This window comes from Ectothiorhodospiraceae bacterium 2226 (assembly GCA_013348725.1).
Lineage (GTDB): Bacteria > Pseudomonadota > Gammaproteobacteria.
The window spans coordinates 588,537-614,755 of the sequence record CP054689.1; the positions used below are offsets into that span (position 1 = coordinate 588,537).

The 26,219-nt window shown below is 62.1% G+C and carries 20 protein-coding genes, 2 pseudogenes and 1 other annotated feature; of the genes and pseudogenes, 7 read left to right on the forward strand and 15 right to left on the reverse strand.

Going from position 1 to position 26,219, the window contains the following annotated elements; translation table 11 throughout:
* Positions 1–335: 335 nt before the first annotated feature.
* From HUS23_02680 to HUS23_02690, 3 genes and pseudogenes are all read right to left on the reverse strand, one after another.
* Positions 336–1,196 carry an IS3 family transposase gene (locus HUS23_02680; protein QKT04941.1) on the reverse strand — a complete coding sequence of 287 codons (861 nt, stop codon included), beginning with the start codon at positions 1,194–1,196 and terminating at the stop codon, positions 336–338.
* Complete coding sequence (locus HUS23_02685; GenBank protein QKT02793.1) at positions 1,193–1,522, reverse strand: transposase; 330 nt, start codon at positions 1,520–1,522, stop codon at positions 1,193–1,195. The genes HUS23_02680 and HUS23_02685 overlap by 4 nt, the downstream gene beginning before the upstream one ends.
* Positions 1,523–1,595: 73 nt before the next feature.
* Positions 1,596–2,317: pseudogene (locus HUS23_02690) on the reverse strand (IS3 family transposase).
* Positions 1,926–2,039: a sequence feature (AL1L pseudoknot), on the reverse strand. Its footprint overlaps the pseudogene before it by 114 nt.
* A gap of 49 nt (positions 2,318–2,366) precedes the next feature.
* Here HUS23_02690 and HUS23_02695 point away from each other — a divergent pair.
* Complete coding sequence (locus tag HUS23_02695; GenBank protein ID QKT02794.1) at positions 2,367–2,774, forward strand: hypothetical protein; 408 nt, start codon at positions 2,367–2,369, stop codon at positions 2,772–2,774.
* Between the two features lie 398 nt (positions 2,775–3,172).
* Here HUS23_02695 and HUS23_02700 read toward each other — a convergent pair whose 3' ends face one another.
* A complete protein-coding gene (locus tag HUS23_02700; GenBank protein ID QKT02795.1) occupies positions 3,173–3,436 on the reverse strand; it encodes a hypothetical protein in 264 nt (87 codons plus the stop codon).
* 634 nt (positions 3,437–4,070) lie between these two features.
* Here HUS23_02700 and HUS23_02705 point away from each other — a divergent pair.
* Positions 4,071–5,342 (forward strand): hypothetical protein, encoded by a 1,272-nt coding sequence (locus HUS23_02705; GenBank protein QKT02796.1) that lies wholly within the window; start codon positions 4,071–4,073, stop codon positions 5,340–5,342.
* A gap of 11 nt (positions 5,343–5,353) precedes the next feature.
* Positions 5,354–6,430: a hypothetical protein gene (locus HUS23_02710; GenBank protein ID QKT02797.1), complete on the forward strand. Its 1,077-nt coding sequence runs from the start codon at positions 5,354–5,356 to the stop codon at positions 6,428–6,430.
* A gap of 284 nt (positions 6,431–6,714) precedes the next feature.
* Here HUS23_02710 and HUS23_02715 read toward each other — a convergent pair whose 3' ends face one another.
* A complete protein-coding gene (locus tag HUS23_02715; GenBank protein QKT02798.1) occupies positions 6,715–7,518 on the reverse strand; it encodes a DMT family transporter in 804 nt (267 codons plus the stop codon).
* Between the two features lie 903 nt (positions 7,519–8,421).
* On the opposite strand from HUS23_02715, the gene HUS23_02720 reads away from it, so the two are divergent.
* From HUS23_02720 to HUS23_02730, 3 genes are all read left to right on the forward strand, one after another.
* Complete coding sequence (locus HUS23_02720; protein ID QKT02799.1) at positions 8,422–8,850, forward strand: ester cyclase; 429 nt, start codon at positions 8,422–8,424, stop codon at positions 8,848–8,850.
* 31 nt (positions 8,851–8,881) lie between these two features.
* Positions 8,882–10,279, forward strand: a complete 1,398-nt coding sequence (locus HUS23_02725) for an FAD-binding oxidoreductase (GenBank protein ID QKT02800.1) — start codon at positions 8,882–8,884, stop codon at positions 10,277–10,279.
* Positions 10,280–10,549: 270 nt separating this feature from the next.
* The gene (locus tag HUS23_02730; protein QKT02801.1) at positions 10,550–11,371 is read left to right on the forward strand and encodes an alpha/beta hydrolase; all 822 of its coding nucleotides are present in this window, start codon (positions 10,550–10,552) and stop codon (positions 11,369–11,371) included.
* A gap of 62 nt (positions 11,372–11,433) precedes the next feature.
* On the opposite strand, the gene HUS23_02735 is transcribed toward HUS23_02730, so the two are convergent.
* The 5 genes and pseudogenes from HUS23_02735 to HUS23_02755 form a co-directional block, all read right to left on the reverse strand.
* Complete coding sequence (locus HUS23_02735) at positions 11,434–11,952, reverse strand: DUF2141 domain-containing protein (protein ID QKT02802.1); 519 nt, start codon at positions 11,950–11,952, stop codon at positions 11,434–11,436.
* 494 nt (positions 11,953–12,446) lie between these two features.
* Positions 12,447–13,526 carry a hypothetical protein gene (locus tag HUS23_02740; GenBank protein ID QKT02803.1) on the reverse strand — a complete coding sequence of 360 codons (1,080 nt, stop codon included), beginning with the start codon at positions 13,524–13,526 and terminating at the stop codon, positions 12,447–12,449.
* A gap of 12 nt (positions 13,527–13,538) precedes the next feature.
* A complete protein-coding gene (locus tag HUS23_02745; GenBank protein ID QKT02804.1) occupies positions 13,539–14,816 on the reverse strand; it encodes a hypothetical protein in 1,278 nt (425 codons plus the stop codon).
* A gap of 339 nt (positions 14,817–15,155) precedes the next feature.
* On the reverse strand, positions 15,156–16,142 hold the full coding sequence (locus HUS23_02750; GenBank protein QKT02805.1) for an IS4 family transposase: 987 nt from the start codon (positions 16,140–16,142) through the stop codon (positions 15,156–15,158).
* Between the two features lie 56 nt (positions 16,143–16,198).
* Positions 16,199–17,286, reverse strand: a pseudogene (locus HUS23_02755) (IS3 family transposase).
* A gap of 153 nt (positions 17,287–17,439) precedes the next feature.
* Here HUS23_02755 and HUS23_02760 point away from each other — a divergent pair.
* The gene (locus tag HUS23_02760) at positions 17,440–17,904 is read left to right on the forward strand and encodes a transposase (protein ID QKT02806.1); all 465 of its coding nucleotides are present in this window, start codon (positions 17,440–17,442) and stop codon (positions 17,902–17,904) included.
* A gap of 508 nt (positions 17,905–18,412) precedes the next feature.
* On the opposite strand, the gene HUS23_02765 is transcribed toward HUS23_02760, so the two are convergent.
* The 5 genes from HUS23_02765 to pdhA all read right to left on the reverse strand — a co-directional run bounded on the left by HUS23_02765 (position 18,413) and on the right by pdhA (position 26,203).
* Positions 18,413–20,215 (reverse strand): AAA family ATPase, encoded by a 1,803-nt coding sequence (locus HUS23_02765; GenBank protein ID QKT02807.1) that lies wholly within the window; start codon positions 20,213–20,215, stop codon positions 18,413–18,415.
* A 100-nt stretch (positions 20,216–20,315) separates the two neighbouring features.
* Positions 20,316–20,861: a hypothetical protein gene (locus tag HUS23_02770; protein QKT02808.1), complete on the reverse strand. Its 546-nt coding sequence runs from the start codon at positions 20,859–20,861 to the stop codon at positions 20,316–20,318.
* A gap of 264 nt (positions 20,862–21,125) precedes the next feature.
* Entirely contained in the window at positions 21,126–24,221 is a 3,096-nt protein-coding gene (locus HUS23_02775) for an FAD-dependent oxidoreductase (GenBank protein ID QKT02809.1), read from the reverse strand.
* A gap of 6 nt (positions 24,222–24,227) precedes the next feature.
* Positions 24,228–25,211, reverse strand: coding sequence for an alpha-ketoacid dehydrogenase subunit beta (locus HUS23_02780; GenBank protein QKT02810.1), 984 nt, complete (start codon positions 25,209–25,211; stop codon positions 24,228–24,230).
* A complete protein-coding gene (gene pdhA / locus HUS23_02785; GenBank protein QKT02811.1) occupies positions 25,211–26,203 on the reverse strand; it encodes a pyruvate dehydrogenase (acetyl-transferring) E1 component subunit alpha in 993 nt (330 codons plus the stop codon). The genes HUS23_02780 and pdhA overlap by 1 nt, the downstream gene beginning before the upstream one ends.
* Positions 26,204–26,219: the final 16 nt, after the last annotated feature.

Consider the following 26,219-nt stretch of genomic DNA (forward strand, 5'->3'; position numbering starts at 1 on the left):
GGACAAGGCTTCTCATAAACAAGCTGGGCTCCGCACTTCTCGCACGCATATCGATCACCGACATTACGTTGCATTTCGCTCTCCTTCTTAGCTTCACACGTAAGAGTAGGGTATACCGGCCACCTGCGCTCGCAAGCATCGCGATCGTGTCGCCTAACGTGTTAATTCCCCGCCTGCGCAGCTTTTCGGAGAAACCCGCAATCTCCGCAGAAAGCCGGGTTAGGAGAAACCGGGGTCTGTCCCCGATTATGCACGGAGAAACCCGCAATCTCCGCAGAAAGCCGGGTTAGGAGAAACCGGGGTCTGAGCTAACCCGGATTCCTCGGACAGGTTAATTAAGCATTTCGCCATTCGCCATCAACTTCCTCCGGCGTGCGATAGCCCAGAGTCTGGTGCAATCGCTGCCGGTTATAGTACACCTCGATGTAGTCGAAGATCGCGGCCTTGGCATAGTCCCGCGTCGGGAAGTCGCGGTGGTGCACGAGCTCGTTCTTTAGGCTCGAGAAGAAACTCTCCGCGACCGCATTGTCGTAAGCGCTCTTGCGACCACTCATGCTGGGAAGGGCGCCCGCTGCTTGTAAGCGATCCCGATACATAGCGGCGCTGTAGGTGGCTCCGCGGTCCGTGTGGTGGATGAGGCCCGGTGGGGGCGCCCGGTGCGCGAGCGCCATGTTCAACGCAGCTAGAGCGAGATCTTTGTCCGGACGCGTTCCCATCGCCCAGCCCACCACTTTGCGGGAGTAGAGGTCGAGCAGCACCGCGAGGTTGAGCCACCCCTCCCGGGTGCGGATGAAGGTGATATCCCCGACCCACGCACGATTGGGCGCCGACGCGAGGAAACGACGCTCCAGTCTATCGGGCGCCGCCAGAGGTGTCTGGTGGTGCTCGATGATCACCCGAAAGCGGCGCTTGCGGTTGGCTTCGATGCCATCGCGCTTCCTCAGCCGCGCCACACGGTGCTTGCCACAGGGGACGCCTTCGCGGCGTAGAACATGCCAAGTCTTGAGCGCGCCGCACGCCTGTCGGTGTTCACGGTGGATGCGGCGGATCTCGATCAGGAGGGCGGCATCAGACTGCGCGCGGGCGCTAGTCCCGCGCCCCTGCCACATAAAAGCGCTGCGCGAGACCTGTAGGGCACGGCACAATGAGGCCAAGGAGTACTGCGAGCGCGACACTGCGATGTAGGCGTACTTCACGTCAGATCCTTCGCGAAGTACGCCGCAGCTTTTTTTAAGATGTCGCGCTCCTCGGTGACCCGCTTGAGCTCTCGGCGCAGGCGTTCGATTTCGCTCTGCTCGTCAAGGGGCTTGCGGCCTGGTCCACGGAAAGCGCGATCTGTTCCAGCGACGTCGAGCTGCTCCCTCCATTTATAAAGCTGGTTGCGCGCGACTCCCAGTTCCAGCGCGAGCTGGGTCGCTGGCTTCTGGCCAAGCTCCAATAGGCGTACTGCTTCGAGCTTGAACTCTTTCGTATACCGGGTGCGCAGGCGCTCCGGATTCACCTTATTCTTCTTCGTTCCCATCGGACACCTCCTGAGGTATTGTCTACCTTCAAAAGTGTCCGAGAAAAGCGGGTTAGCTCAGTCTGTCCCCGATTATGCACAGCTGGTTGGGGCGATTGGCCGTGAATCGGCGATTGACCCGGTCCAGCGGGCACGGCGCGGAGCGCTCCGCTACGGTGGTGCGCACCGACTTACCACGGCGCGCGCCCTGCAAGCCCAGGCGGCGCATGAGCCGCTCGACCGTGCAGCGCGCCACGGCAATGCCTTCGCGGTTGAGCTGCTTCCAAACCTTGTCCGCGCCGTAGACGTGCAGGTTGGCCTGCCAAACCCGCTCAATCTCCGCCATCAGCACCGTATCGCGCTTGGCGCGGGCGCTGCGCAGATCAGGATCACGCTGGCAGGCCGCATGGCGCCGGTAGGCGGACGGGGCGACCTGCAACACCTTGCAGATCGGCTCGACCCCGTAAACGTCTCGGTGCTGATCGATGTAGGCGTTTACTTCAGCTTGCGGTCGAGCTCCGCCTGCGCGAAAAAAGCGCTGGCGGTGCGCAGGATCTCATTGGCCCGGCGCAATTCCTTGTTCTCGCGCTCCAGTTCCTTGATGCGCTGCGTCTCCGTCGTGGGAGTGCCCGGACGCGCCCCGGAATCGACCTGCGCACGCTTGACCCACTCCAGCAGCGTCTGCGGCACGCAGCCGATCTTGGGCGCGATCGACTCGACAGCAGCCCACAACGAGGAATATCCGCCCCGATGCTCCTGCACCATGCGAACCGCGCGCTCACGCACTTCCGGGGAAAACTTGTTGGTCTTGTTCATGGCTCCATTCTCTCAGAGGTTGGAGCCTCCGCGAAACCCGGGGCGGTTCATGCTGGCCCATGCCTGGAACCACGAGCACGTTCAGCGCGCCCAACTCGAGCAGGCCGCTCACGCCGAGCGGGAAGGGGTAACCGTGCGTGACAAGTTCGACCCCCACGGACTGCCCCCGGACGTCCTGACGCAGCTACGCGACGCACTCAAGTCAATTCCCGGCCTGCGACGCGTGTACCTGGTACGGAAGCGGGTGAAGCATTTCGCGCACCGCCCGCTCTTCATCCTTGGATTCGGCGTCACGGGCGTGCTCCGGCCACATAGCAAAAGCCGCGCCGTGCGCGTCCTAAACCTCATCCAGGAGCGCGTTAGCTTCCCCGGCGAGACGATGATCCTGAACGTCGAGGGCGACAACTATCGATTCGGACGAAAGCTGCGCTGGAAACGCGGAGCGCGCATCGTTTGAGACCGCACGGCGCCATACCAGTCTATCTGGATCTTGGCAGGATCAATTCCCGATTACTCCGCAGGTCAGACCACTCTGGCCGGCGGTTCGCACACCGCTACACGGCGCTGCCACGACCAGCGTGTGCCGCCGCCCAGCCAAGATACCCGCAAAGCAGAGCGAACATGCCGGTAAGCGTCATGGCGTAATGAACTTGACGACAGCGAACATGCTCCGCGAACAACGAGAACTCAGAGCCACAGAAGCCTGACGCCAGACTTGCGGCAGAGATAATCCACAGGGAGCAGTAGAGCGACGCCAGCGCGCTGAGGAGCGAGCCCGCGATGAGCCAAACACGAAACCCGCGCCTCATGCCTGCCCCGACTACCCCGTAAACTAGGGGCGATCCCAGATCACTCTCAGTTACCCTGCCGATTGCGCTGCGCCCGTTCGCTGCGCACAAGCAGAATCCGAAACTGTATGAACATGCAGATCACAGCAACCGCAATCACCCCAAGGAAAATCGGCCAAGCGAACTCCGCCGGGATCAGGCCGAGCGGCTTCCCGCTTCCCGGGAACAATTCCGCGAAAGCGATCCCGATCAAAATGATTGCCACCAGATCAACTGCCAACAGGGCCGGCGGAAACAGCCCCGCTGTGTTGTTCTGCGATCGCGTACTCATGAGTTTCTCCTCCGACCAGGGCAGCCCCCGTCTCCACGAAAGGCGGGATAGCTCAGCTTTTCTTCTGCTTCTTTCTCCGGGTCTGACGTCTGACCCTTCTCCCTTCTCGCCTACCTTCATAAGTCGACGCTCGCCGCGCGCAGATCGTCCAGATGCCGGCGGCAATCCTGCTCCGTTGTCGCCGCACTGGATGACGTGCTGCGGAACACCAGGAAGCGTGAAGCCGTGCTCCCTTGGCCCCCCCCTCCTTCTTGTTGTTCGGAGATTAGCGGAAATTGCTCTCTGACCCGCGCCTTGGTTTCCATATAACACCAGATGTGAGCCTCTCTGGTTTCCTAGAAATACACAGTATCTTCAGTTGTCGTGCAACGTTGATTGTGCGAGACTGGGCCTACCGCGCATGCGCCCTCTAGGCTGCGGATTACAACACAATAACAATGAAGGGTTCCTTCCAATGCCCTATTCTCATCCTACCGTTAGTGCGGTTCCAGCACTAACGATCGTGCTGTGGCGCGCGCTCTACGTCCTAGGCTGGTTCCCGCTTCTTTCACTGATCGCCTGCTCTGCAGCAACGGCGGCGGTTCCATCGAAGTTTGCTGGCTTAGTCCAGGTAAACGGACAGGTAGTACCAATCGTGAACAATCTGTTCCAGCGTCAGCAATATAGTGCCGCTGGCGCGCTGGTCACTTTCGAGCCTTGGGTAACGGATCCGGAGACCAAAGAGCGGATCTATTCCGTCGCTCCCGGGGAAACCTTCATGTGGATTTGGCGCGATGTTGACTCGGGCCAACCACTTGCATTCAACAGCGTCAGCTATCTCGGCGGCGAGGCCTTATGCTGGAGCGACGGCTCGTGTGGTCCATCCGTGTCCTGGTGGTCGGCGTTGGTCCTTCAGTGCATGGAGGAACACGACCGCGTCCGGGTCGAGGTTTATCACGATGGCGCCTTCCTCGGTGCCGATACACTGCGCCCGACACGCTTCGTGCCCCGGCTGACGACAACGGAGATGGCATCGGCGATCGAACCCAAGCGCACGCGGCTCAGGGAGGGTGAAACCACCGAAGTTACTGTCGTTGTAACCGATGATCTCGGATGCTCGCGCCCGATCGCCGGTGCGCGAGTCCGCGTGAGCGCAACGATTGCGAAGAGTGAGACCAATGCGCAACCGTACTTGACCAAAAATGATATCGGCACCGGAGAGTTCTCCAGCCTCGGATTCGACGCAGTCGTCAACCCGGACGAGCCGACCCAGGCCGGGACAGTCATCGAAGGAGTTACCGACTGGCAGGGTCGTTTCAAAACACGCTATCAGGCCCAGGCGCATGCGGCCGAGGAGTCATTCGCGTTTGAGGTCACGCGCCCGGCCAGCGGGACTGACCCAAAGTTGGTCGGTCAACCTGTGGAACGGCAACTCCGCATCGCGGTGCCCGACTTGGTACGCATCACCCACGACAACGCGCCGCTCGCTTTCGCCGACGCCGGGAGCTGCCGCCATGCAGACTACCCGCACTGGCTGACGATCAACACGCGTTCGAGGGTCATGACCCTGGCGGCTATCTACCACAATGAAACGGGGAGGCTACTGTCGTTAAATGATGGCAGCCTACCACTCGGCGGCGTCATCGCCCGCGCACGTGTGACCCCCGAGCACGAATCCATCCCCCAGATTCCCAACCACGGAACTCCGCGCTGCCACGGCTCGCACCGCCAGGGCATCGACATCGACTTCAACGACGACGACCGGTTGGTGGGAACACCTGGAAAGGAGCCCGTGGGCCTAAGTATGACTGCGACCCCATCAGGCAGCGGCGACGGTACGGTACTCGACCGACTTGACGTCGTTACAAGCTGGCTTGAGGGAACGCGTATTCCCTCCGCGGGGATTCACTACCGCTTTCCGAACTGAGAGGCTTCGCCATGACCCAGAGAATCATCCATGCGCTGTGGCTTCCCATCGGTCTGCTCCTCGGCGCTTCCGTTATTAATGCCGCCGAACGTAAGGACCCCCGACTACGCGATGACGACATTTCGCCGACTACGATCAGTGTCGACGTCACTCGCAACGCTCATGGTCACTACGCCTATACCTATGACCTTCTAATGCCCGAGTCCAACACCGGACAGGTGAATGGTTTCGTCTTGGCGATCGGCTGCACCGAGGCGGTGGACGCGCGCGGCTTCGATCCAAGCGACTACCCCTCGGACTCGAAGGGAAATTTCTCGCGCGATGGCTGGCACGTCCCGGTCGCCATTGACGCTCCCAAGGATGCATCTCGCGACTTTGCAATCTCTGAGACCAACTGGGTGCACTGGGGAGTGTACGCGCGCCCAGGCGCGAGCAGACTGGGCCTGCAGCTGATCAGCCCTTACCCGCCGGGACCACGCGAGTACCGATTGGTGCCGTCCATCAACTACAACTGGAACGAGTGGGACTACTCGGACGTCGACGAGGAGACTCCGGATGTCCCCTGGATTGACGACATGACCGTCGCCGGCATCACCGCGGGGCCCGCCTGTCCGGGCGAAGAGTATCCGGACGATGGCGGCGGTAATGGGCCGGGTGACGGCAGCCGTTTCGCGGGAAGCCCGTTCTCCAGCCAGCACGAGCTGCGCAACGACCTGCTGACCTACTCGGCCCCGCTGCGCGACCAGTTTCACGTCCCCGCCGGCACCCGGGAGTTGGAGCTGATCATCCACTACCACGAGGCGATCGACCCGCGCACCTTCCGGGTTACGCCGATGCAGGGCCAGGCGCGCCGTTTGTTCAACCCGCAGCCGGGGAGCAGCGAGACGGTACGCATCCCCCTGCAGCCCGGAAAGAACCGCATCGAGCTTCAGGTACAAGAGGCGTTCCTGCCGCCCGGCCAGCGCGACAGCAGCGAGACAGCCTCCAATCGCGGGCGCGGCGGCGTCGCCATGGACCGCGATGTGTTCGTGATACGAGTCGGCACTGCCGAGAGCGCGCCAGGCAGGGGCCTGGGCAGGACCGAATAAGAAGCTCCAGGAACATGCGCTCCTACCTTCGCGCGCATCGCAAGGGCAGGTCTCGGTCGCAGGGTCATCGCAGCGCGTCGCAGAGTCAGGTCCTGCATTTTGCTTCTTTGGTAAAAGCAAAGGCAAACATCAAGACCCCGCTCCTGCGTGTGAATGGCGAGCGCGAGCAGGTCGAGCGGGAGCCCGGGGAGGTGTGGCTGAGGGTCTGAACCTTCATCAAGGTGCCTCCGTTGCCATCTATCCGTACTTTGCGCGCACCGCAAGCCCCGAACCCTAAGCGAGGATCAGACTGCCGAGCGCTCAGACCGGCCGGTTCCTGACCGGACGCTCAGCGCGGTTACCGTGGCCACGATCAAAGCCATGCCGAGCATCTGTCGCGCGCCCAGGGATTCCTGCAGGATCACCACGCCGAAGAGCGAAGCGGTGACCGGCTCGACCATCGCCACCACCGACGCGACCGCCGGCGCGGTGTGCCTCAGGCCCGCGACGTAGAGAATGAACGACAATCCGGCGCCTAGCACCCCCAACACCACCAGCAGGGGCCAACTCGGCGATACCGCAAGCGCCACGGTCTGCCCGGCATCGCTCAACCCGACAAGGATGGCGGTGAGTACCGCGAACGCGATCGCGAGAATCGCCTGGGGGCTGCCGTGGGGTGCCGCGTACTTGAAGCCGAAGATGAATACCGCATAGGACACGCCGGCCAGCAGCCCGGCACCGGCAGCGATCGCCGTAACCTCACTCGCTCCGATATCGTGCACGCCGGTCAGCAGTACGACGCCGAGCAAGACGAGCGCGAGCGCGACCCACTTTGACACCGTGGGTCGTTCGAGCTTGAGCGCGAAGGACACGAGGTAGACATACACCAGCGCGCAGTACATCAGTGTTGCCGCAACCGCGACACTGCCATGCGCGATGCTGACGAAATAGAATGCGAAGTTACCCGCTACACCCACACCGGCAACCGCCGACCAGAGCCACAGTCGCGGACGCCCCAACCCGCTGCCGCGCGGGCGCAATGCAAGCCAGGCGAGCACGAACAACAGGCCGATCGCCCCGCGGTAGAACGAGACCGCAATCGGACACATAATCGGGGACAGACCCCGGTTTCTCCTCACATAATCGGGGACAGACCCCGGTTTCTCCTAACCCGGCTTTCTGCGGAGATTGCGGGTTTCTCCGAAAAGCTGCGCAGGCGGGGAATTAACACGTTAGGCGACACGATCGCGATGCTTGCGAGCGCAGGTGGCCGGTATACCCTACTCTTACGTGTGAAGCTAAGAAGGAGAGCGAAATGCAACGTAATGTCGGTGATCGATATGCGTGCGAGAAGTGCGGAGCCCAGCTTGTTTATGAGAAGCCTTGTCCTTGTCCAGAAAGCATGCCACATGCAGAGATCTGCTGCGGAGAGCAGATGAAGCTTGTGCAGGCACAGGCTCAGGAGAAGAACGAGACGAAATAAGTGTCCTAGCCTCTCTGTCCGCCTGTTTGGCAGGGGACACGGCTATGGCGGAATCGGGTCGCCCTGGAGTTGATGCCTCGCATTGCCTCCAGCCGTCCGCAAACCCAGGATACGGGATAATCGGGGACAGACGTTTTCGATGTCGCTGCCGGCGTTGACGAAGCACAGGCGTGCGACAGGGTCGGTTCTTGCGATGCAACGTTGCGCTGATGTACCCGGAGCAGACGAGTAGCGGTGTTTGGAGAGGCGAAGTATGTCGGAATACAAGTCCGTGCCCCGCTGACGTCTGGCGCCCGCGAGTTCCAGCAGCTCCCACCCAGCTTCAGCAGTCGCTGCCGTTGAATCGTTGTTCTTCTGTTTGAAGGCGGACCCCAGCGTAATTCCCACCACCTTGACCCCTGGGCCACGCCAACTAGAATCCGTTTTTGTGGGGTAGACAGGACAAGCTGCGCAAGCGAACTCCGGCTGGCCCGCGCTCCGGGCGTGCCACCGCCGTCATCGGCTTCATCCGCGAAACCATCATCCACCGATGAGCACCACGAGGGAACTCCATCGCGCCGTCTACGAAGCCGTGCCGGATCGTGATTTCGAGCGGCTCCGCGAGATCTACCACCCCGACTGCAGCTACACCGGCGGCGACGGTGTCGAGCACCGGGGCGTGGCGGCCGTCCTTGCGGTCGTGGAGACGTTCACGACGGCGTTCCCGGATCTCGCCATCGAGATCCGCCACCAGCACTTGCCGAGTCAGAGCGTATCCATCGTGGAGTACGTTTTTGCAGGCACGCACCGCGGCGATCTGGAAGGTATCCCGCCCACCGGCAGGAGGATGGAGGTGGTCGCCTGCAGCGTGGTGGAGGTCCGTGAGGGACGGATCGGTTGGGAGCGTGACTACTACGACACCCTCGCGCTCATGGAGCAACTCGGCGTCGCCGGCAATCGATTAGACGGGAACCCGTAGCGGAAGCCCCGCGCTTCCGGTAGGAGGAGCGATGCCAGATGCGAGTCGGACGGATGCGGCGCTCGGGCCCTTCGAGACGAGCCTGCGCGGCGAATTGCTGCGGCCCGAGAGCGACGGCTATGACGAGGCCCGCGCGCTCTGGAACGCGATGATCGACGAGCGCCCCGCGCTTATCGCGCGCTGCACAGGTGTGGCCGACGTGATCGCGGCGGTGAAATTCGCGCGCGAGACCGGCCTGACGGTCGCGGTGCGCGGGGGCGGGCACAACGTCGCCGGGCTCGCCAGCGTGGACGGCGGCCTGATGATCGATCTGTCGCTCATGCGTGCCGTTGACGTCGATCCGGAGTCACGCACCGTCCGTGTCCAGGGCGGCGCCCAATGGGGCGACGTCGACCACGAGACGCAGGCGTTCGGTCTCGCGACCCCGAGCGGCATCATCTCGACGACCGGCGTGGCGGGGTTGACGCTCGGGGGTGGATTCGGCTGGCTCGCGCGGACTTTCGGTCTCGCCGCCGACAACCTCCTCGCCGCCGACGTCGTCACCGCCGAAGGGGAGCTCGTGAAGGCCAGCGCGCAGGAGAACGCGGACCTCTTCTGGGCGATACGGGGCGGGGGCGGCAACTTCGGGGTCGTCACCTCGTTCGAGTTCCGGCTTCACGAGCTTGGGCCGGAGGTGCTTTTCGGCCCGACCGTCCACCGGTTAGAGGATGCGGCGGCGGTGCTCCGGCACTACGAGGCGTTCACGAGCAGGGCGCCGAAGGAGTGCACCGTTTATGCGGACTTCCTGACGGCGCCACCGCTGCCGTTCCTGCCGGAGCAGGTACACGGAACCAAAGTGCTCTTCCTGATCCAGTGCTACGTTGGGGACCTGGAGGACGGTGAGGAGATACTCCGGCCTCTGCGCGAGTTCGGCCGTCCGCTCGCCGATGCCGTCGCCCCTGCACGCTACGCGGAGGCCCAGCGCCGTTCCGACCCCCTGTACCCGAAGGGCGGACGCTACTACTGGAAGTCCCACAACCTCGCCACGCTATCCGACGAGCTCATCGATACCCTCGTCGGTTGTGCCGCGACGATGCCGAACCCGCTGTGCGACATCCTGATTCAGCACCTGGGCGGGCGCATCGGCGAGCCTGCGCCCGACGCGACGGCGTACCCGCACCGGGACGCCGGCTTTATCGTGACGCTCGGCGGACGTGCCGAGCGGCCGGCGGAGGACGAGCAGTGCATCGGCTGGGCGAGGGAATGCCATACCCGGCTCAGCGAGCACGCGGCCACCGGCGTGTACGTGAACTTTCTCAGCCACGATGAAAGCGAGGAGCGTCTTCGGGCCGCATTCGGTGACAACGCGGAGCGCCTGCGGCGGATCAAGACCCGCTATGATCCCCATAACTTCTTCCGCAGAAACCACAACATCGAGCCGCAACCATGAATCGGCCTGCGGGTGATCGCAGCGGCGATATCGAGGGTCATGATCGCACTTCCGCTGAGCAGAACAGGTGCCGCATCTTGCTCATTCGGACTGGCGCGTCGGCGTGGCGTCCGATTTCACCGAACGGGCGAGGTAACAGGCCGATGAAGCGGATGATCGTCCATGGCTCCGACACTCCGACAGCTTATGGGCAGCGCGTTGTGCGATTCCAGAGTGGATCTCCCCCATAACCTTTCTGGGAACAAACGGATAAAGCGGAAGGACGATGACATGGCAACCATTAATGTTAACGGCGTCCAGCTGTTTTATGAGCTTAACGCTACGGGCGACACTCCTCTCGTCCTCGTGCACGGGTCTTGGGACTCGCACCACGGTTGGGATCCGGTTGTTCCGCGTTTGGCCGATTCGTTCCGGGTGCTTGCCTACGACCGACGCGGGCACAGCGAAAGTCAGCGCCTAGACGCGCAAGGAAGTGTCCGGGAAGATGTCGCCGACCTGGCCGCGTTGATCGAGAACCTGAGGCTAGCCCCTGCGTGGGTAGTCGGCAACTCGTTTGGCGCGTCGATCACACTCCGGCTGGCCGGAGAGCGCCCCGACCTTTTCAGGGGACTCATCGCTCACGAGCCGCCGCTGTTCTCGTTGCTCGAAGACGATCCGGCCATGGCGCCGCTGCTAAAAGAAGTCGAGAACGAGATCGGTGCTGTCGTCGAGCGCATCGCTTCCGGCGATCATGCCGGTGCCGCGGAGCAGTTCGTCGAGAAGGTTGCGCTCGGCCCCAACACCTGGGCACAGTTCCCGCCTGAGTCCCAGCAGACATTAATCGAGAACGCACCGACCTTCTTGGACGAGTCAAACGATCCCGAGCAACTTGCTTTCGATCTTGAATGGATCAAGGGGTTCTCTCCACCCTCGCTGCTCACGACCGGCGACCAAAGTCCGCCGATGTTCGCCCCGGTAGTGGCAAAGCTCGCCGACGTGCTGCCCAACGTAGAGGTCATTGCCCTTCCAGGCGCTGGCCACATTCCACACGCCACACACCCGGACGCGTATGTTGAGGCAATCAGGACATTCATTCACAGGAATCTGACCTGACCGCGGCTGTTGGACATCCGCTGCCGTTAGAAAGTGAGAACTGAGCGGACCGGGGTTCTCCGTCAGTATTCCAAGGTGATCGTCATATCGAGGTTCCGCCCGTCGTATGTAAAGCTGGCGGCGTCAAACGAAGGCGCACTCATCGTGGCTTTTGCGTCATTCGAAAAACCGTAGCCTTCCGTGGGAATCCCTAGCCAGTTTGTGTCCAGCTTGCCGTCCATATTCTCATCATGGATGACGGCAAGCGCATATGTCCCCGGCGGGATGTCTAGAAAATCGCAACGCGCCTCAGTATCTCGAATCTTTATCACCATGATGTTGGTCGCGTAGTGCAGAAACTCAGTGGGAAAGCCATCTGGGCCTTCGAACAGGGCACACGCTATCGCCCCAACGTTGTTTCTGATGTCCAGAATGTTCACGTGAATTCCAGGACACGATGTTTGGGCAAAGGTGATGGCGGGAAGGTTCGCAAACACCAGCACGGCGCACAGTGCTACATAGCGTACGCCCTTGGCGGCGCGCCTCAGTGGATTTCTGTCTGTAAGGGTCAACGCGGGATTCTGATGGGTAGACGCACACATGATCTATCCTCATGACTCTCCGGCGTATCCTGGCTCAGCGGGATTCATAATAAACAAACACTTGCGATAGCGACCGGTCTGAGAGCCGACTCTTCTAATAATAGTCGCTAACGCGTTCTGATCCGGCTACCACTACGGAAAATCGGGGATAGTCCCCAGGGTTTAGGAGCATGTTCTGAAGCTCCTCACTGGGTCCTGCCCCAATAATCGGGGACAGACTGAGCTAACCCGCTTTTGGGGGGGCTTTTTGCGCGTGCCTCACTCGGGAGGCGGGGACGGCGGGCCGGCGGTGGTCGTGCCAAGGAGCGTTTCGCCCACAGGCGTTGGGAGCGACTGCTGGAGATCCCGCGCGTCAATCCGCGTGGTAGGTCTCTCGACCACTTCCGGGGCTGCCGGGGAGCGAAGGGCGATCAGGGCCGCGGCGGCGAGCAGTGCCGCCACCAGCGCCGCCCAGGCACGCCGCGAGGTTAGGGTGCGCATGTTCCTGAAGCTCCTCACTGGGTCTTGCCCCGGCCCTTGTCGGTGGCGCTCTCGGCCGTGCCGACACGTATCACGAACACATCGCGGTCCATGGCGACGCCGCCGCGCCCGCGATCCGCGGCCGCCTCGCTGCCCTCGCGCCGGCCGGGCGGCACGAACGCCTCCTGTACCTGGAGCTCGATGCGGTTCTTTCCGGGCTGCAGGGGGATGCGTACCGTCTCGCTGCTCCCCGGCTGCGGGTTGAACAAACGGCGCGCCTGGCCCTGCATCGGCGTAACCCGGAAGGTGCGCGGGTCGATCGCCTCGTGGTAGTGGATGATCAGCTCCAACTCCCGGGTGCCGGATGGCACGTGAAACTGGTCGCGCAGCGGGGCCGAATAGGTCAGCAGGTCGTTGCGCAGCTCGTGCTGGCTGGAGAACGGGCTTCCCGCGAATCGGATGCCGTCACCCGGCCCCTCGCTGCCGCCATCGTCCGGATACTCCTCACCCGGACAGGCCGGCCCCGTGGTGATGCCGGCGACGGTCATGTCGTCCTCTCTGGGAACGTCGGGGTCGTCCTTGTCGACGCTGTCATAATCCCACTCGCTCCAGTTGTAGTTCAAGGACGGTATCAGTCGGTATTCGCGTGGACCCGGGGGATAAGGGCTGATGAGTTGCAGGCCTCTTCGTAGCGATCCTGGGGGCGCGGCGACTCCCCAGTGCGCCCGGTTGCTCTCGGCGATTGCGAGCGGGCCAGCCTGTCCCCACGGGGCGTCGATGGCGGCGGGGACGTGTAGGCCGTCGCTCGAAAAGTTTCCCATCATCGCCTTGGAAGGGTAGTCGCTCGGGTCGAAGCCACGCGGGTCCACCGCCTCGGCGCAGCCAATTGCCAAGGCGAAGGTTCGCACTTGACCGGTGCTCCCTTCGGGCATGTCGAGGTCGTAGGAATAGACGAAGTGCCCGTGGGCGTTGCGGGTTACCTCGACGCTGATCTTAGTAGGAGAGATGTCATCATCGCGTAATCTAGGATCCTTGAGTTCGGCGGCATCAACAAGGGAAACGCCTGCCAGGAGGCAGGCCATGAGCCATAGCGAGCGGGCAATATTGATGGTCATAGTCAGGCCACTTTAGTTTGGGAAGCGGTAGTGGATCGATCTGGTTCCGTGATGGGCAGTGCCGTCATACAATCCCGCCCATTCATCGAGTAGGGTAAGCAGCGTCCATTCCAAACCGTTAAACTCGTGCTGCGTCTCCCGCATATTCAGTCCGATAGGCTCCGCTCCAGGCGGTCCCACCAACCGGTCAGTCGCGTTGAGATCGATGTCGATGCCCTGGCGATGAGAGCCGTGGCACCGCGGAGTTCCGTGGTCGAGTACGGCGAAGGCAAGCGGTGCGCTATCGTGAGTGATGCGTACTAAGTTTGGAATGGCAATGCGGAGTTGCCTTTCCACGGGCTGAGCGACCAAAGCCGGGTCGGAGCCGCTGGCCGGGCGCGTGACCTCGATCGTGATCGTCTCTTCGGCGCCGTGGGCCTGGGCCTGATAGCGCGCCTTGAATCGCCCCTGCCAGTCGGTAAAGCCCTCGATGACCGTACCGGCCTGGGTGGCGTCGTCTGGGTTGACCACCGCGTCAAACCCGAGGGTCGAGAACTTGCCGGTGCCGATCTCGTTCTGCGTCAGGTACGGCTGCTGGTTGGTCGCATCTTGTGCAATCGTTGCGCTTACGCGAACGCGGGCACCGGCGATCGGGCGCGAGCAGCCGAGGTCATCGGTTACAACTACAGCAACTTCGGTGGTCCCACCCTCGCGGAGCCGCGTGCGCTTGGGTTCGATCGCCGATGCCATATCAGTTGTCGCCAGCCGGGGCACGAAGCGTGTTGGGCGCAGCGTATCGGCGCCGAGGAACGCGCCGTCGTGATAAACCTCGACCCGGACGCGGTCGTGTTCCTCCATGCACTGAAGGACCAACGCCGACCACCAGGACACGGACGGACCGCAGGAGCCATCGCTCCAGCATAAATCGTCGCCTCCAAGGTAGCGGACGCTGTTGAACGCAAGCGGCTGGCCTGAGCTAACATCGCGCCAAATCCACATGAAGGTTTCCCCGGGAGCGACGGAATAGATCCACTCTTGGCTCTCCGGATCCCTAACCCAAGGCTGGAAAGTGACCAGCGCGCCGGCGGCATCATACTGCTGACGTAAGAACAGATTGTTTGAGATCGGCACTGCGTGTCCCTGCGTAGCGCCTAGCTGGATCAGGCCGGCGAACTGCGAAGGCACCGCTGCAGTGGCGGTAGAGCAGGCGATCAGCGAGAGAAGCGGGAACCAGCTTAGGACGCAGAGGACGCGCCGCAGCGCGACCTTTCGGACCGCGTCCGGACTGATGCGAGTATAAAGAGATGGCATTGGAAGAACCCCTCATTGTTATTTCTTGTTGTTGTAATCCACAGTCGCGGAGAAGTCGGAGGCGAGACCAGCGGAATCACGCGCTGCACGACAGATAGGGATACTGTGGATCCTTGTGCAACTTACCAGCTAGTGCCGAGAATGGAAACTAAACCGGAGCCCGGGAGCGCTAGCGTTAGGGCAAGGAGAGGGAATGGCATCTCGAACAACCTGGTAGAGATCGAGGGGGCTACCATCGGGACTTGCATGGTGACGGTTGCCGAGGCGGACCATTGAGGAGACCGAGGCGTCGCGAAGAAATTGGGTCAGACTCTGAGGTTTCCCCACATCTTTTCGCTTCTAAGCCGCGTTGACAAGTAAATTCCGCAACCGGCGGACTGCGTCCGGCGCCGGCGGCGACAGTATTCCGTGCCGCCTTCGCAATGACTCCCATCCGAGCCACACCACCGAGTGCTTTTGCTTCCCGCATGGCGCTGACGCCTGAAGTCCGAGCGTCGTCGACTTGACCGCCACCCCTTCAAGCCAGGCCGCGAGGATAGCCAGCGCGTGTATAAGCAGCAGCATTTCGAGGCGTGGCGCATCGCGGGTCAGCGTATCCTCGAACGCCGCCCCGAATCGGTGAGACTTGAGGTCGCGGAAGGACAGTTCGATCTGCATGCGCTTGCCATAGAGCGCGGCAATGTGGGCGGCCGGCAACTCCGACAAGGAGCGCGAGTACGCCAGAAGCCACGGTTCACGTTCACGTTTGGCAACCTTTCGCGAGTAGCCGCCCTTGGCGCGGGTGCCAAGTCGGGTGCGGTGCACTCGCCCCTTCGGCGCGCGACGTACAAGTACTAAGCAGCAGGCAAAACATTTGCTCTCGGTCAGCTCCACTTCACCCAAGGAGACGGCCCTGCGCGTCGCTTGGGCGTACAGATCCCTAGAGGGCATCCACGGCGTGTCGCGGGAAAAGCGAACGCGGCTGCGGTGGCGCACCCGCCCTAACCAATGCCAGCCCAACTCCTCTACCGCGTGGAACCAAGGAACACGAAACCCCGCGTCCGTCACGACGATCGGGCGCACGCCCTTGGGCAGTACCGCGTGTAGCCGCCGCAAGAAGGCCGCCTCCACCGCCGGGTTGCCCAGCAACCTCGTCGGGTGCACCTCTTCGTACACTGTCATGGCGCGTCCGCGCGCGACCACCGATACCCGAAGGAGATGCCAGCGACCGTCACGTTTGAGCTCGCTCCAGTCGACGATCAGCACTGGCTGTGGCACGCGTAAAAGCCAACGTGAAGCGCGCTGATAAAAGGCCGTCCGGTGAACCTGGACGGAGCGATTACTCAACAGCCGATCGAAGCGCTTTGGTAGTCCCCCCATTCTTGGTCGCACGCAGAAGTAGATTAGGCCGCTAAGGCCATTTTCTGCTTTGGGGTGATACCTCCCAAGCCCATATTGGGCCGTTCATTGTTGTAGGTCCACAGCCAGCGGGTCGCATAATCGCGCACCTCCTCCAGCGTGTCGAACAGGTGCTGGGCGAGCCAATCGTATCGCACCGTGCGGTTGTAGCGCTCGATGTAGGCGTTCTGCTGCGGTTTGCCGGGCTGGATGTGAAGGATGTCGATGCCGTTGCGTTGGGCCCAGCTGAGCAGCGTGCCGCTGATGTACTCGGGCCCATTGTCGCAGCGGATAGCCAGCGGCTTACCGCGCCACTCGATGACCTGCTCGAGCGTGCGGATTACCCGCTCGGCCGGCAGCGAAAAATCCGCCTCGATGGCAAGGCCCTCGCGGTTGAAGTCATCGTTGACGTTCAAGAGCCGAAAGGCGCGCCCGTCGGCGAGCGCGTCGTGCATGAAGTCCATCGACCACGTTTCGTTGATGGAGCTTGGCTCGGCCAGAGGCTGGGGCTTCTCGCGTACCAGGCGTTTCTTGGGCTTGATGCGAAGATTAAGCTCAAGCCAGCAGTAGATGCGGTACACGCGCTTGTGGTTCCAGGGAAAGCCCTTGACGTTGCGCAGATACAGATAGCACAGCCCGAAACCCCAGTTGCGGTGATTGTAGGTGAGGCGCACGAGCCAGTCGGCGATGAGCGCGTTCTCTGTCGCCAGCACCGGGCGATAGCGGTAGCAGCGCTCGCTGACCTGGAACAGCCGGCAGGCGCGGCGGATCGCCAATCCCTGATCCCTCACCGCCCACTGCGCCATCTCCTTCCGTTGAGACGGCGCTACCATTTTTTTGCCATCGCCTCCCGCAGGATCTCGGCGTCCATCTTGGACTCGGCGTACATCTTCTTCAGGTGCCGGTTCTCCTCCTCCAACTCCTTGAGTCGGCTCATCATCGAGGCGTCCATGCCGCCGTACTTGGCGCGCCACTTGTAGAAGGTGGCGGTGCTGATCCCGTGGGTTCGGCACACGTCCGGCACCGCCCGTCCGGCCTCGGCTTCCTTCAGGATCGCTAACACCTGGCTGTCACTGAACCGCGATTTCTTCACGTAGAATCTCCTCGTGGGTGGAAAATTCTACTTCTAAACGCGACCAATTTCTGGGGGGATTACCGGGCCGTCTCCTTGGGTGAAGTGGAGCTGACCGAGAGCAAATGTTTTGCCTGCTGCTTAGTACTTGTACGTCGCGCGCCGAAGGGGCGAGTGCACCGCACCCGACTTGGCACCCGCGCCAAGGGCGGCTACTCGCGAAAGGTTGCCAAACGTGAACGTGAACCGTGGCTTCTGGCGTACTCGCGCTCCTTGTCGGAGTTGCCGGCCGCCCACATTGCCGCGCTCTATGGCAAGCGCATGCAGATCGAACTGTCCTTCCGCGACCTCAAGTCTCACCGATTCGGGGCGGCGTTCGAGGATACGCTGACCCGCGATGCGCCACGCCTCGAAATGCTGCTGCTTATACACGCGCTGGCTATCCTCGCGGCCTGGCTTGAAGGGGTGGCGGTCAAGTCGACGACGCTCGGACTTCAGGCGTCAGCGCCATGCGGGAAGCAAAAGCACTCGGTGGTGTGGCTCGGATGGGAGTCATTGCGAAGGCGGCACGGAATACTGTCGCCGCCGGCGCCGGACGCAGTCCGCCGGTTGCGGAATTTACTTGTCAACGCGGCTTAGAAGCGAAAAGATGTGGGGAAACCTCAGAGTCTGACCCCGATTATTCATAACCCCGCCGCGCATGTAGGAGAAAACGTATGGCACACCTTTCACGGCCCTCAAAATCTTACGCGCGGGGATCCCTGTCTTGAACGCCGACGCACTCGAGAAATCTGGAGCTACTACAGACAACGGCTGCTTAAGCTCTGTCCATATCCTCAATGAGTGCGACAAATCCAAAAGCGACACTTGATCATAGCTTCGAACCGATTCCGCGTAGTGCCGACGCAAGCGCTCAAGGTTCATCAAGATGTTTTGCATGCTATTACCCGGAAGAATCGTTTTTCGAACACGGGGCAGACTCGAGACGCTATCAGGGTCGGCTATTAGGGGCGGCTATTACGGCCAGACTCCAATATGGCCGGCCATACCCGTTCGGGACTGACCAATTCGAGCCTGATCCTATTTCTTCCAAGTCTGACCCTATTTCTTCCATCCGACCTGACCCCGCCCTCCTTTCCGCTCGTGCTTATACATAACCAGGAAACCGCTTCTCTATAATAACGCGGAGGGCGGGCGGAACGTCGCCCCACGAGTCACCCCATCCGTATGCTACCTTGAACGCTTTGAACGGCTTCTCGCTAGATGGCGCGGGATACCCCAGAACGTCTTCCATGCACTCTTCTAGCACAACGATTCGATCTTGATCTCCGACAGCCTCCGCTATCGGCTGGTTGAACTTCTCGGCATCCGCGACGCCACCGTCGCGGTCATGCATCACCCGAAAATCGAGGTCAAGCGCCCGAAAGTATCTCGCCACGCCGATGATAGATGCCTTACCCCTCGCCTTAATCACCTCAAAATCCGCGGCGATCTTTGTTCTTGTATCGTCTGGAACTCGTTTCAGCGCCTCACGCAGCACGATTTCCTCTGTATCACCTTCCACGACGATTACAGTCTTCGTGAAAAAAGCTCGCGCTACATAGTCATCGATGCGCAGAAGCATTTTCACATATGACTTGTCGTTCTCACTTAGTTCACCGAATTTGTCGCTCACATTGAAGGCGACGGCATTCGTATGCCCACCAGCATGACGAAAACGGTTTAGCACCTGCCTTGGTTTTCTTGAGAGGTCAATTAGATATGGAGAGTGCGTCGTGGCCACAATTTGGGAATGTGTGCCAGAAAGCTCGTAGATCGAGTCACGCATCTGGTTGGCTGCGCTCGGATGCAAGTAGATTTCCGGTTCCTCAAACCCAATGATCAGGCTACGGTCTGACTTGTCTTCGCGTTGCGCGAGCCACCTTTGCCTGAACCGCAGCATCCCGAAGACCGCTGCTCGCACCATCCCGGTGCCTTGGTGGCTAACGGGAGTCCTAATGTTGCTTGACATGGCGATTTCGAAACTTGGCACAAGCGCCTTGCTAGGGTCACTGAGATCTGCTGTGGCATGAAGAACAGAATCAGGGAACACGCGGCACAAGACTTGGTTCAGTTCGGCCATCATCTTTCCGAACTCTGAGTCGGCATCTGATGGATCTAACTCTTTCGCGAGATCATTAAGGTGCTTCTGCGCCTGTTTGTAGCTCTCCGACTTTTCACGGACCTCCTCAAAGAGCTCGCCTAGCGTCTTTCCGAGAACCCCCTTTTTGGGATCGTCGATTTCGTAAGATGCTGCTTCCGCGGGTATCTGGAGAAATCGTGGGAGGCGACTGAGGACGTTTCCTGGTACCCCACCGGGATTGTGGAACCACTCTTCTTCCTCGCCGAGGTCCCACAACTCGTCTATGGATTCGAGAATGATCTTGTCTTTTGCTGCAACATTCTTTCCAAGGTCATCAAACAACTCCGCAAACGCCTGTTGGCTTGCTCCTGCGGCAATAAACTCCTGGGGCGACTTGCACGCGACAAACTGCGGAAATAGCGTGCGCTTCTTTGACTTCAGCTCAACGACAACATCTTTCCCAAGTGGATAGCTTTTTCGGTAGTGAATGGATATGCCGCTCTCGCCCGACCCTTCCGGTGGTTGATAGGCGAACGTTCTCCCCTTAAACCCTCTCCAATTGGAAGACTCTGCCGGGACGTTTCGGAACTCCGCTTCAATGACGATACAGTCCGACACCACTTTTGTTTCTCCGGTCTCGGCGTCCTTTTCCGAATAGTATTCGGCTTCTGGAATTCGCTTATTTGCCGAGAGCAGGTAGTTGATCGCGATCAGAACGGAGCTCTTCCCGGAATTGTTGGGACCTATACAGAACGTGGCGTCCCCAAAAAGGATATCCACAGAACGAAGCCGGCGAAGTCCGTCAATATGAAGCTTATGCAATTTCATGTTCTGGATTTCCTGCCCGAAACTCTTACAGCCTGCCAAGGGGCGGCGCGAGCGAAGCGGGCGTCACAATGAGCGATAGCGCACGAACTTGCGCACCTTGTTATGCCTCTTCTATGCGCTGGATTACCCGACTGGCTAATTCAACATACTCTTGCGCCGAGTCTTCATCGATTTGTGCATCTGAAAGATGTACGGCCTCGTTTCGTGTTCTTCTTAGCCGTCCAAGCATTTCGAAAACGCCTTTCCCGAGACTTCCATAATCGAGCGTATGGAAGTGTAACTCTCGCATTGTGAATGGCTTATCCTTTTTTACTTCAATTCCGTGACGTTCGGCATACTTGAGTAGCGCGCCTTCTATACTCAGCCAAGCTTCAATTATCGCCCCACGTGGGGAGAGTTTAGCTAGTTGAGATGATTGGCTTTTGAGATAAGTGGTGTTTTTGTAATCGGGAAGAACCTTTTCCGCTTCTTTCTTTGCCGCTGCCAATTCATGCCGAAATTCCACTTCGGTGTCGTTGTGGCGTATGCGGGTGATTTTCGAGAGAAGCCTGCCGACTTCTTCTCGAAGCACAACTGCAATTACGACCACCGCTATTGGCCATGCGAGCGATTTAACGAGTTGTGATATGAAGGTTAACCAATCCATGATTTCTTTTTGTGCATAACGGCTACGGAAACTCGCCGTCGTATTGGGAATAAGGGGCGAAGATCGTGAGGTGGCATGCTCGGGGCGTCATCGCCAGCCCTTCTTGTGATTTTCGTCACATCATCCCGCGCGAGCGCCACGGATTCAAGCGCGACCTCCTCCAGGCGACCGACCGCCCAAAGAAAAAGCCGATGATGGCGTAACCGCCATCATCGGCTTAGTCGTTACTTACTAAGGCCGCGCTACGACCGCGCGGCGACGCGCCTACCCCACCCGCGCCGCCTGCTTAGCACTCCGCCGCAACCGCGACAACAACCGCCGCGCCAGCTCGCCAAACAGCTCGGTCTGGGTGGGGTGCGGGTGGATGGCCTCGGCGACCTGCTCGAGGGTCATCTCGCCGCTGACCATCATCACGCCCTGGCCGATGAGGGTGTCGGCGTGGTCGGCGAGGAAGTGCACGCCGACGATCTTGTGGGTGGCCTTGTCGGCGACGATCTTGATGAGGCCGTGGGTCTCATTGTTGATCATCGCCTTGGCGTCGATGCTCATCGGCGTCTTGACCTCGACGGCGTCGATGCCGCGCGCCTTGGCCTGCTCGCTGGAGAGGCCCACGAAGGCGGCCTGCGGGCGGGTGAAGATCACGCCGCTGTCCTTCTCCTCGCGGTAGCGCATGTCCTCGCCCAGGATGGTGGCGGCCGCCACGCGACCCTGCTGGCCGGCGGTGTGCGCGAGCATCAGGCCGCCGATGACGTCACCCACGGCGAAGATGTGCGACACCGAGGTGCGGCAGCGCACGTCGGCCTTCACCACGCCGTGCTCCACCGCGACGCCGGCGTTCTCGAGACGCAGCGGCTCGAGCACCGGGCGCTTGCCGGTGGCCATCAGCACGTAGTCGCACTGGTAGGCCTCTTCCTGCTCGCCCCCTGTCCCCTCCTCTCGGGGAACCTGGAAACGCAGGGTCATGGCGCCCGGCTTGCCGGTGATATCCACCACCTTGGCATTGGTGCGCACGGTGAGGTTCGGGTCGGCGTCCAGCACCGCGATGAGCTGCTTGGCGACCTCGGGCTCGACCTCGGCCAGGATGCGGTCGCGCCCTTCCAGCATCACGACCTCGCAGCCGAAGTCCTGGAAGATCTGCGCCATCTCCACGCCGATGGCGCCGCCGCCGATGATGCCGAGGCGCTTGGGCGGCTTGGGCAGATCCCACACGGTGTCGGAGGTGAGTACGCCGCCGGTCTCCACGCCTTCGCGCGCGCCGGGGATCGGCGGCACGAACGGCGGCGCGCCGGTGGCGATCACCGCGCAACCGAAGCTCAGGTGCCGGCCCTTGGAGCCGTCGCCCTGCGGGGCGCGCTTGTGCGGGTCGTCCAGGTTGCCGCTCTGGTCGACGAACACGCGATGCTCGGTCTCGAACCAGGCGAAGCCGTGGATGACGTCGATCTTGACGCCCTTGTCGGTCTTGAGGGCCATGTCGCCGCGCGTCTCGAGCACGTTGCGGCGGGTGGCCTCCAGGGCCTTCCAGTTGAGCTTGGCGTCGGTGGTGCCTTCCACGCCCAGGTGCGCGTCGTGCGCGCGGTCGCGGATGCGGTCGGCCGCCGCGCGCCAGGCCTTGGAGGGGATGCAGCCGCGCCACAGGCACTCGCCGCCCGGGAACGGGGCGTCGTTTATCATGGCGACCTTGAGGCCGTGGCCGGCGAGATCGCGCGCGCAGTCTTCGCCGCCGGGACCGCCGCCGATCACCAGCACGTCGTAGTCCCAGTCCCCTTCGGGAATGGCGGGGCCGAGCGGGCCCATCCAGCTTTCGGGATTTTCCAAGTAGCCCTTCAGGGTATTGAGGTAGAGCGCCACCTCGGCGCCGTTCACCACGCGGTGGTCGGCGGTGACGGTGAGCGGCATGCCCTCGGGGCCGGCCGCCGCGATGGCCAGGATGGCCGCGGTGCCGGGCGTCGGGATGGCGTCGAAGTAGCTCACCCCCATCATGCCCATGTTGGACACCATGAAGGTGGGGTTGGCGTACTCCTCGGGGGCCAGGCGGCGCTTGCGCGCGCGGTCCACGAGGCCCTTCCAATCCGTGTTCAGTTCTTCCAGCGAGCGCGACTCGCAGTGGCGCAGCACCGGCACCACCAGACCACCGCCCTCGGCGGACACGGCCATGCCGATGTCCACGTTGTCGCGCTCGACCAGCTTGTCCACCGGCTGGTAGGCCCAGTTGATGGACGGGTGCTTGGCGACCGCCAGCGCGCAGGCCTTGGCGATGGCCACGGTGACCGACACGCCCTTCTTCTTGGCCGCCTTGATGATCGGGCCGGGCTGCGCGTTCACCGACACGCGGAAGGTGGGCATGGTGAGCGAGGCGGTCATGGAGTGCGCGACCGCGCGCTCCATGGCCGTCATGCGCCGGCCGTGGCCGGGCACCTGGATCTCGGGCAGGGCGTGCGCCGGCACCGGCTGCGCGAGCTCAGTGGGCCGCTCGATGGGCTGCGCGCGCAGCACGTCGGCGCCGACGATCACGCCCTCGGCACCGGTGCCCTTGAGGTTGTTCAGATTGACGTGCAGCTCGGCCGCCAGGCGCCGCGCATAGGGCGAGGCCTGCTTGTTGTCCGGGCGCGGCGCGGGCTTCGCGCCGGTGGCGCGCGGCGCCGCGGGTGCGGGCTCCGGCGCCGCCTCAGGCGCGGCTGCCGCTGCAGGCGCGGCGGCCTTGGCGGGCGCGCCCACCGGGGCCGCCTCTTCGCGCACCACCTGCCCTTCCTCGGCCACCAGGTACGCCAGGGGGCCGCCGACCGGCACCACGGCATCGACCGGCGCAATGGGGCCGGAGAGGTAGCCCTCGCGGAACACCTCCACGTCCATGATCGCCTTGTCGGTCTCAACCGTCGCCACGATGTCGCCGCGCGAGATCTTGTCGCCGGGCTGCTTCTCCCAGCTGACCACCACGCCCTCGGTCATGGTGTCGGAGAGCTGCGGCATCTTGATGGTGTGGGTGGCACCGGCGGGTTCCTGCGCGGCGGAGGTGTCCGCGGGCTGACCGGCGCCTTCCTCGGCGGCGTCCTGCGGGGCCTCCTGCTCAGGCGCGGGCGCGGCGGCCGGGGCGGCCTCGCCGTGCTGCACCTCGGCTTCGCTCGCGACCAAATAGCAGATCGCCTCGCCCACCGGCACGACCGCATCCACCGGCGCGATGGGGCCGGAGAGGTAGCCCTCGCGGAACACCTCCACGTCCATGATCGCCTTGTCGGTCTCCACCGTGGCGACGATGTCACCGCGCGAGATCTTGTCGCCGATGTTCTTTTCCCAACTCACCACCACGCCCTCGGTCATGGTGTCCGAGAGCTGGGGCATTTTGATGACGTGCGGATCTGCCATTAGTGTTTAAGCCTTGCCCAGCAGCTTGAGGGCGGCGTCCACCACGCTCTTGGCGTTGGGGATAGCGGCCTTCTCCAGGGTGTGGTTGTACGGCACGGGCACGTTGGCCGCCGACACGCGCACCGGCGGCGCGTCCAGCTCGAAGAAGCACTCTTCGTTGATGATGGCCATGACCTCGGAGCCCACGCCGACCGGCGCCTCGGCCTCTTCGGCGATGAGCGCGCGGTGCGTCTTGCTGACGGAGTTCTTGATGCCCTCGCGATCGAGCGGCGCCAGCGAATACAGGTCCACCACCTCGGCATCGATGCCGTGCTGCTTGGCCAGGATCTCGGCCGCCTGCAGGCACCAGTGCACCGAGACGTTGTAACCGAACAGAGTGATGTCCTTGCCCTTGCGCGCGACCTCGGAGCCTTCCAGCGGATGGAAGAACTCGCCGTCCGGCACCTCGCCCTTCATGTTGTACATGAGCTCGTGTTCGTTGATGAACACGGGGTCGTCGCAGCGCACCGCGGACTTCAGCAGACCGTAGGCCTGCTTGGCGTTGCTCGGCGTGACTACGCGCAGGCCGGCGATGCCCATGAACACCTTCTCCATGCGCGCCGAGTGCTGCGCGCCGAGCTGATGCGCGGTGCCGCCCGGCGAGCGGATCACCACCGGGGCGGTCAACTGCCCGCCCGACATGTAGCGCACTTTGGCGGCGGTGTTGATGATCTGGTCGGTAGCGAGCCACGCGAAGTTCACCGACATGATCTCGATGATCGGGCGCACGCCGATGAACGAGGCGCCGATGCCGAGGCCGGTGTAACCGTTTTCGGAGATCGGGGTGTCGATCACGCGCTCCGGGCCGTACTTGTCGAACAGACCCTGCGTGGCCTTGTAGGTACCGCCGGCGACGCCGATGTCCTCGCCCATGCAGATCACCAGCGGGTCGCGCGCCATCTCCTCGTCGTGGGCACGACGGATGGCTTCCCAATACATCATCTCGGCCATTAGCGCGCCTCCCCGCGAACGTACGGATCGTTTTCCGCCAGCACGTATTTCTCCAGTTCCTCGACCTTGGGCTCGGGCGACTCCTCGGCGAACTTGATCACCTCGTTCTCGATCTCGTCGATCACCTCTTTATCGAGCGCCTCGTACTGCTCCAGGGTCATCTCGCCCGCCTTGATGAGGCGGTCGCGCAGAATGATGATCGGGTCGCGCTGGCTCCAGGCCTCCTGCTCTTCCTTGGTGCGGTAGGCATTGGAGTCGGACATGGAGTGACCGCGATAACGGTAGGTCATCAGCTCGAGGAAGTACGGGCCCTTGCCGGAGCGCACGTGGTCGACCGCCTTCTTGGCGGCCTTGAACACCGCCTCGATGTCCTGCCCGTCGGCCTGCGCGGAAGGGATGTCGTAACCGCACACGCGCTTGTGCTGTTCGATGACCGCGGTGGAGCGGTCGATGCGCGTGCCGATGCCGTACAGGTTGTTCTCGCACACGAACAACACCGGCAGCTCCCACACCTTCGCCATGTTCAGCGTTTCGTGGAAGGTGCCCTGGTTGTTGGCCGCATCGCCCAGAAAGCAGATCGAGATCTCGTCGCCGCCCTTGAGCTTGATGGCCTTGGCCATGCCCGCGGCGAGCGGGAACGGCCCGCCCACCAGCGCGTAGCCGCCCATGAAGCGCTTCTCGACATCGAAGATGTGCATGGAGCCGCCGCGGCCCTTGCTGGAGCCGGTCTCTTTGGCGAACAGCTCGGCCATCACTTCTTTCGGGTCCGAACCGCACTTGATGGCGTGCACGTGATCGCGATAACCGGTGATGACGTAGTCGTAACCCGGTCGCGCGGCTTCCATGACGCCGTGTGCACAGGCTTCCTGCCCGGAGTAGAGATGCAAAAAGCCGCCGATCTTGCGTTCGACGTAGGCCTCGTAGCAACGCTCTTCGAAGCGGCGCGCGAACAGCATCTCGCGCAGCAAGCGTTTCTTGTCCGCAGCGTTCATGGAGCTCCTTACTGCT

Coding starts and splice junctions, on each gene's coding strand:
- HUS23_02685 (QKT02793.1), bottom strand. CDS start 1,522: ATGGGAACGAAGAAGAATAAGGTGAATCCGGAGCGCCTGCGCACCCGG.
- HUS23_02695 (QKT02794.1), top strand. CDS start 2,367: ATGCTGGCCCATGCCTGGAACCACGAGCACGTTCAGCGCGCCCAACTC.
- HUS23_02700 (QKT02795.1), bottom strand. CDS start 3,436: ATGAGTACGCGATCGCAGAACAACACAGCGGGGCTGTTTCCGCCGGCC.
- HUS23_02710 (QKT02797.1), top strand. CDS start 5,354: ATGACCCAGAGAATCATCCATGCGCTGTGGCTTCCCATCGGTCTGCTC.
- HUS23_02715 (QKT02798.1), bottom strand. CDS start 7,518: ATGTGTCCGATTGCGGTCTCGTTCTACCGCGGGGCGATCGGCCTGTTG.
- HUS23_02720 (QKT02799.1), top strand. CDS start 8,422: ATGAGCACCACGAGGGAACTCCATCGCGCCGTCTACGAAGCCGTGCCG.
- HUS23_02725 (QKT02800.1), top strand. CDS start 8,882: ATGCCAGATGCGAGTCGGACGGATGCGGCGCTCGGGCCCTTCGAGACG.
- HUS23_02730 (QKT02801.1), top strand. CDS start 10,550: ATGGCAACCATTAATGTTAACGGCGTCCAGCTGTTTTATGAGCTTAAC.
- HUS23_02735 (QKT02802.1), bottom strand. CDS start 11,952: ATGTGTGCGTCTACCCATCAGAATCCCGCGTTGACCCTTACAGACAGA.
- HUS23_02740 (QKT02803.1), bottom strand. CDS start 13,526: ATGACCATCAATATTGCCCGCTCGCTATGGCTCATGGCCTGCCTCCTG.
- HUS23_02745 (QKT02804.1), bottom strand. CDS start 14,816: ATGCCATCTCTTTATACTCGCATCAGTCCGGACGCGGTCCGAAAGGTC.
- HUS23_02765 (QKT02807.1), bottom strand. CDS start 20,215: ATGAAATTGCATAAGCTTCATATTGACGGACTTCGCCGGCTTCGTTCT.
- HUS23_02770 (QKT02808.1), bottom strand. CDS start 20,861: ATGGATTGGTTAACCTTCATATCACAACTCGTTAAATCGCTCGCATGG.
- HUS23_02775 (QKT02809.1), bottom strand. CDS start 24,221: ATGGCAGATCCGCACGTCATCAAAATGCCCCAGCTCTCGGACACCATG.
- HUS23_02780 (QKT02810.1), bottom strand. CDS start 25,211: ATGGCCGAGATGATGTATTGGGAAGCCATCCGTCGTGCCCACGACGAG.
- pdhA (QKT02811.1), bottom strand. CDS start 26,203: ATGAACGCTGCGGACAAGAAACGCTTGCTGCGCGAGATGCTGTTCGCG.